Origin of the sequence: Deinococcus aquaedulcis (genome assembly GCF_019693445.1) — a bacterium.
GTDB lineage: Bacteria > Deinococcota > Deinococci > Deinococcales > Deinococcaceae > Deinococcus > Deinococcus aquaedulcis.
Window position 1 is genome coordinate 1 of record NZ_JAHRBL010000044.1, and the last position, 6,314, is coordinate 6,314.

The 6,314-nt window shown below is 59.0% G+C and carries 5 protein-coding genes and 2 pseudogenes; 2 read left to right on the forward strand and 5 right to left on the reverse strand.

Translation table 11 applies throughout. The features are described 5' to 3' along the window. From KMW22_RS19150 to KMW22_RS19170, 5 genes and pseudogenes are all read right to left on the reverse strand, one after another. Positions 1-159, reverse strand: a pseudogene (locus KMW22_RS19150) (IS701 family transposase); the annotation flags it as partial. 966 nt (positions 160-1,125) lie between these two features. After that, positions 1,126-1,539, reverse strand: a complete 414-nt coding sequence (locus tag KMW22_RS19155) for a helix-turn-helix domain-containing protein (protein WP_221091627.1) — start codon at positions 1,537-1,539, stop codon at positions 1,126-1,128. 684 nt (positions 1,540-2,223) lie between these two features. After that, the gene (locus KMW22_RS19160; protein WP_221091628.1) at positions 2,224-2,727 is read right to left on the reverse strand and encodes a hypothetical protein; all 504 of its coding nucleotides are present in this window, start codon (positions 2,725-2,727) and stop codon (positions 2,224-2,226) included. 370 nt (positions 2,728-3,097) lie between these two features. Next, entirely contained in the window at positions 3,098-3,559 is a 462-nt protein-coding gene (locus tag KMW22_RS19165; protein ID WP_221091629.1) for a hypothetical protein, read from the reverse strand. 71 nt (positions 3,560-3,630) lie between these two features. Beyond that, the gene (locus tag KMW22_RS19170) at positions 3,631-5,133 is read right to left on the reverse strand and encodes a hypothetical protein (protein WP_221091630.1); all 1,503 of its coding nucleotides are present in this window, start codon (positions 5,131-5,133) and stop codon (positions 3,631-3,633) included. Between KMW22_RS19170 and KMW22_RS19175 the strand changes: the two genes are divergently transcribed. Further along, positions 5,101-5,685: a hypothetical protein gene (locus KMW22_RS19175; protein WP_221091631.1), complete on the forward strand. Its 585-nt coding sequence runs from the start codon at positions 5,101-5,103 to the stop codon at positions 5,683-5,685. The two genes, KMW22_RS19170 and KMW22_RS19175, sit on opposite strands and share 33 nt — an antisense overlap. 460 nt (positions 5,686-6,145) lie before the next feature. Then, positions 6,146-6,314 (forward strand): annotated as a pseudogene (locus tag KMW22_RS19180) (DNA recombination/repair protein RecA); the annotation flags it as partial.

Genomic DNA, 6,314 nt, shown 5'->3' on the forward strand with positions numbered 1-6,314 from the left:
TGCACGGTGGAGTGCCGTTTTGGTGGCCGTGTCGAGAAACAGAGCGAGCGCAGCCCCGAGGCTGCGCTGCTGGTAGCAGGTGGTGGGGATGGCCAGAAATGCATCTGCCAGAATGCGAACGATGCGAACGCGCTCCCCCGGAATCTGTGACGTAGACACTCCCAGAGTCTCCCGGCTGGGAGCGCTCTCCTGCTGTTATGCAGGTGCAACTCCTGAGTTGGTGGCTTCGCTGGACCTGTTGTGCGGGTTTTATAGACACATGCATGTTCGCCTCAACACGTGTGCCGAAAAGCCGTGGGCAGTGGTCAGAGGTACCCGTAGTTAATAAAAAATTCTGTGCCATAAAGCGTGCGCCCTAAGGTGAGGCATTCAAATTTCTGGGCAGCTGAGTGGGACAAAAATTCGAAGTCGATTTTCAGTGGTACCTATCGCGAATAGGGAAGTCCAGTGACATAAAATATGGGTCGAGAATGGAAGCGCCTCGATTTTCAAGCGAGTGGTTGGGCCACAAAATGCGCAGCGATCTTTACGATGCGAAGGGTCGCCAGACCATCGCGCTACCACGGGACATGACCTACTGTCAGGGCTTCACGTGACTGCTGTTCCAACTCAGTGCCAGGCATTACTCCAACGTCCTGAGGTGCTCACTTATGGGAACGCGCGCGGCAGTCTCGGTTCTCTCAGAACGCTCGTTCTATACGTCCACGGGCCAGCAGGCGCGATGCAGTGAACGACGAGCCTGTCCAGGATCATTGCGGCCAGTCGAAACCGAAGTGACGTCTGAAGCGACGGAGGAGCCAATGAGATCAGGTCTACAGCATCTGTATGGGTTGCGCCGAGCGAGTGAACCCGATGAGGTCCAGGCCACAGCGCGATACGGATGAACGGAGACACTGGGCCAAGCGACGCACCTGCAGTCATTGCCCTGCGCTACCTCCATCAACTGCGTGCTGGGGTCCAGCACATAACCTGACCGTTCCACTCACGGCATCCCTGTGACCGTAAGGCAAGAAGCCATCACGGGCATGCCCGTGGTGACGTTGACCCTACTCGCATCTGTCGTTCGGCTCAATTAGCTAAATGGAGAGGGCTGAACTCCATTCGGTACCAGGCATTGACCTGTGTTTATTTTTCTGGCGTCGACGTCTGGTCAGGGGCAGGGCGCGTCCACCCTCTACCTCGTTGGTACGTCATTTCGTGCCGCTTTAGAATCCGGCCGATCGTTCGGTACGAGATTTCCACACCCGTCTCTATGGTCAGGCGACGCGCGTGCTCGCGGAGTGAGGCGACAGGATCAGCGTCGAACTGGGCCAATACCTGCAGCTCAAGCTCAGGTGCCAATTTACGTGGCCGGCCTGTTGGCTGGCCGACGAAATACAATGTGCCCGCTGCATCCTGTTGCACGTAACGCCGCACAGTGTTACGGTGCACGCCCCAATACCGCGCCACCTGGTGGATCGGCATGCCCTTCTGCACATCTTCGACCACCGTTCCTCGCAACCAGCGTGAATAGGTCCGGCCATCCTCGAAATCGCGCACACCGTATTTTGTCGTATCGCTTCTGCCGTTTCAATAAGGGGGCCTATCATCCCATCGACAGGAGGACGGGTCGCACCAGAGAAAGGGTAAGCGGCCCACTGGGTTGTCCCCGCTCAGCACCGGTCATGCAGATGCGCGGTCAATTTCCTCTGATCATGCGTAGCACTGTGGGGCGTTGTAGTAACTAGGGCACCAGCCAGTGACAGTCCAGCAGGTTGTCCCTGGCTTGCCACCGTCCCTGTGCGGTCAGTCAGTCATTGCCCACGTGGATGCTCATGTTGCAGGGCGATTTCCTCCCTTGGCAGGTCCACTGATCTGCGCTTTGATGTGGAGCGGTAGGGCGTTCTGGTCCAACGTTCGACCGACCAATTACGCTGATCGGCAGGATCAGCACCCGAGCCTTGTTCGCATTGGGTCTACCCGAATCCCACATACTTCGTGGTGCCTGGACGAGCGGACCTGAGTGTGAGGCCAGCCATCGTGGCGTGATTAGGTCGCCTCGTGCCCAATGAACACACCTGACTCATGTGAGACGCAGGGGTCAGCGAAGGGTGATGACAGTCACCGCGCGGCCACAAGAACCACCTGATCCTCCCCGCAAGTCCACTGTCATTTGAGAGGGTCAACGCGTGCCTCGCCCCCTCACCACTGTTGCTTCACGAGGAAGAACGTGGCCGCTCGGTATTACGGAAGGTGCACCCGGAGGCTGAAGCGCCAAGCGCCCGCGAACTCTGCACTCAACAGACACGACAGGCGGTAGGCGCCCCAGGCTATGGTGTGCGGCTTCGGCGTGGCGACTTCACACCTGTCATTGAGATCAAACAGTCCCCCTGCGGTGGGTGCTTTCCCCGTGAGAGTCCGGATGAGGAGCGTCGCCATCTGGGTGCCGTAGCTACCCGGATACAGCACGGTGTCCTGTGCACCGGCGACCCACTGCGCCGAGATGATCCGGTCGTTCTGCCTCAACACGCTGACCACCTGAGGCGGCGCGTACGGTTCTCTACCGCGTTCACCGTTGATGACATAGCGCCATTCGCTGAGGCCAGCGCCAAGTGCGTCTTTCCCCACCAGGCGACAGGCGTAGACCTTGCAGAAAGAGGACTCGACAAAGGAAGCCTTTGTGCCCAACAGCGGCGTTGCTCCTGCCCAACCACACGCCAGGAGGAGGCTCAAGACCAGGGATCTCATGGCTGAAGCGTAGAGCGGATGAGGCGGAGTGACCGCCTCAGTTGCCCAAAGCGGAGTGAGCGCAGTGGCGCCATCTACCTGTTTGGCACTGCGAACTTGGTGGCGAGCGGCTGAACGAATGCGTTAGCCGCATACAGGACCCACCGAACAAACGACCTGCTGACCGTCGTCACAATGACTTCAGCTGATGGCTGAGACGGCTATCGAGACACAGCGGTGACTGCTTTTCAACCTGCCCCATCACCTGTGCCAGCGATAGGCTTGCCCCCAGAATCGGAGGACCCACTCAGCAGCGCACAGTGTTTTTGCAGGCCAGTCAATGCGCGGTGCTTACTGGAATGCACCTTTGATCCCTCATCACAGGGCGCCCTTAGAACCGATCAGCGTAGATGGTGAGTTCGCGGACGTGGTCCCCAGAGGTCTCGCCCTCAGCCGGACGTTCAACAGAGGCAATAATTGCGCAGACATACCCCCGTACGGTCTTACTCAAATGGCGCTGATCGAACTCTGGCAGGTGGGTCTCGACGGGCAATTCTTCCCAGGGCCCCAAGACCTGTGCCAGGGCCAACGCTGACGGACCCTGCTCAGGGCGGAAGCGCAGACTGAACTGAATGGGGTCTGCCTTCGAGCGGGGAATGGAGACCCGAACCGATTCGTACTGGGGGGGCGGCGACTCAATCAGCAACCACTCACCCCGGTTGAGTGGATCGTTCACTGCAGGTCCCAGTCTGCTGGCCAGCTCGGCCGCAGTGGGTTGCTGGGCCAGGACTGCGCACACCTGGTCCAGTGTTGTTCCCAGGTGTTCGAGCCTTAAATCCAGTGTGGTGTTCACAGGTTGTCCTCCTGAAGGACAGGCGGTGAGGAGACCTGCCGTCAGGCCCAGCACGAGGTGCAGTCGGCGAGTCACGGCTTCTCCAGATGGCGAAGGTAATACGTATTGACAGCACCCTCGACGTCCCAGGCGTCGCGTTCGCCAGGAAGCGCACGATATTTCTCGTAGTACACGTCGTGTTGCTGCCTCTGCGTTTCCAGTTTGGCGGTCACGGCCTTGATCTCTGCCTGAAGTGCGTTCAGGGTGACGGTGACCTCATTCCTTTGGGTTGCCGTGAGGTTGGTCTTCAGCTTCTGCTGCAGGGTTACGCGGCGAGCTTGCAAGGCTGCAAGCGTCTCTTTGCTTTTGGCCACCTCAAGTGCAAGCTTGTCCTTGGTGTTCAGGTCAGCGGCGCGCTGCGCCGCGAAGGCGCCGTATCTGGACTGATACCACTCGTTGGCCACAATGCCTTCCGGACTGGCTGGCCGGATGGGTTTGGCGGCGGCACTCCTGACCAAGGGCCTGTAGATCTTCGTGTGTTGATACGCGGCGTCGACCGTCATGCCGCTGCCGCACAGGAGCCGAGCCACCGAGAAGGTTTGCTCTGCATGTCTCGCTTCATGGTAAAGCGTTTGACAGAGCTCACGCAGCTCGCTCTGAGGCAGGTCGGGTTGCCGGAGCAAGGAGGAATTGACCACAATGGCATGGGTTCGGGGGACGTAATACCCATAACTGTTCTCGTCCATCTTGAGCAGGTCAAAGCGGGGCATCAGGATGCCAGCGGCTTTAAGCTCGTGTGCCAGCAGCGTTGCAAGAAGCTTGCGCCGGCCGTCATACCCGCCCACATGATCCCATTTGGCAATGGTTTCTTCAGTTGAGATTGCGAAAGCGGCCACTTGAGCAGGCCTGGCCAGGCCTGTGGGAAAGAGACGCGACACCTGTTCGGGTGTCAGTACGCCTGTAGGCAGATACCCGGCAACAAGCGTGTCGCCCACTTCAATGAAGCGTCCGGCCGCTTCCGCAAGGTCGAACGTGATCTGCCAGTCCGCGACCTTCTGAAGAAAGCTGTTGGTGACCTTCCCTGTGGGCGGCTCCCCCAGTTTGGCCTGAAGTTGACGCAGGACAGCGGGCGTATACTGCGCGGCATTAGCCGCGTACCAGGCCCTGGCCTTCTGAAGCTGTGCGCTGTCCAGTTCACGTCGTGGGCTGCCATCCGTATCCTTCACAAATCCTGGCGACTGCGTGGTGGGTACCAGAGGTTTGGCTCTTGCCGCCTGCAGGGCAGGTGCTTGAGCTGACGGCTCTGACGAAGCGCGCACTGGAGATGGGCTTGCCGTGCGGGATAGAAGCTGTTCAACAGGCAAAAGTGACCCCTTAAACGTCGAAGCGCAAAAGTCAGACTGCAGTGTATAGAGGGCCGCTTGATCGCGGGCGAAGATTTCAGCGTCCGTGTAAGTCGTCTTCGCTCTGGTGCGCCCACCGCCTGTCATCGCCCACAACACAAAACGAAAATGGCCCACTTGTCGTCGCACGCTGAACGTGAGCCCAGTACACTTCACCCGATGAACCGCAGGGAAGTGCAGGCCAAGCCGCATGGATTCACCCCCTGGGTCGAGAACGTCGTGGGTGTGCTTCTGCTCCCAATGATGCTGTTGGTGTACCTCTCGCCGATCATCTTCGTGGTCGGTGGCATCATTTGGTTCGGCGTGGTGTTCGGTGAAGACGGCACCCGCATCCAGCGCCGGATCGAGCAGGCCTTTGTTGCGCAGGACCAACCGGCCTTTGAAGTCCTACCCATGGTCCGGCAGCGTGAGGTGGTCCAGCAACTGGTCACGGTCGTCGATCTGGCCTCAAAGACCAATTCCGCAACCGTAACAAGCTGCCGACCGGAGCGTGTGCCTCTTGCAGTCGCCACCTCCCGTCAGCTCCGGGTGGCGCAGACGCTTGTACCGGACGGAATGCGGTCTGTTCGTGATCAGCTGGCGCTGCTCGCGCTTGAGGTGAGGTCGGCCGTTACCGAGTGCCGCGTGAGCCGCAGCCGCTACAGTCATGGGAATGACTCTGGATTCGGCAACAGTGTCTGGACACTGAGACGCCAGGTCGGCCATATGCAGGCCCTCCTCCCTTCCAGCTCCCCAGAACCCTGATTGATCCCTGGCTCCTGCGACCTGACCACAATCAAGAACGCTGTCCCTGACGTCTCCATTTTCGTAACGTCTTTGAGGAGAGAGCTGCAGTGGCCTGCTCATCCTCCGCACACTTGAGTGATCCCATCTGTAGGTTGCCTACAGCGCAAAACGCACGGAGGGACTATTGAGAGTGGCGTAAATATGAGTTGACAAGATTGACGCTCTCCCTATGCGACTGGGTTGCCCAGCGACCATACATGCCCCCAACCAATGTGGATTTACGTCGTTATCAGTCAGAATCGGCGTTCGTAGGAGACCTGGACTGGGGCTCCCTTTCCCCCCAGCCCAAGTTGCTCCTTCGTGTCCATTGCGAGGCAGCCCTCTGCGGACCGACACCCCCTATGGACCTAAAACATTCTTGCTCATTCTGTTGTAGACTAAGTGGGTACTCGAAGTTGAGCTTCACCTAAGGAGAGCGATGAGCAAGGACAACACCAAAGAATTCGGAGTTCCCAGCGACGCCAAAGAGCGGGCGAAAGCGATCGAAACGGCGATGAGCCAGATCGAGAAGGCGTTTGGCAAGGGCTCGATCATGAAGCTGGGCGCCGAGAGCAAGCTCGACGTCCAGGCCGTCTCCACCGGCAGCC

What these genes read in the sequence shown, in the direction of transcription:
- KMW22_RS19160 (WP_221091628.1), bottom strand. Translation starts at nt 2,727, where the DNA reads ATGAGATCCCTGGTCTTGAGCCTCCTCCTGGCGTGTGGTTGGGCAGGA.
- KMW22_RS19175 (WP_221091631.1), top strand. Translation starts at nt 5,101, where the DNA reads ATGAACCGCAGGGAAGTGCAGGCCAAGCCGCATGGATTCACCCCCTGG.
- KMW22_RS19170 (WP_221091630.1), bottom strand. Translation starts at nt 5,133, where the DNA reads ATGCGGCTTGGCCTGCACTTCCCTGCGGTTCATCGGGTGAAGTGTACT.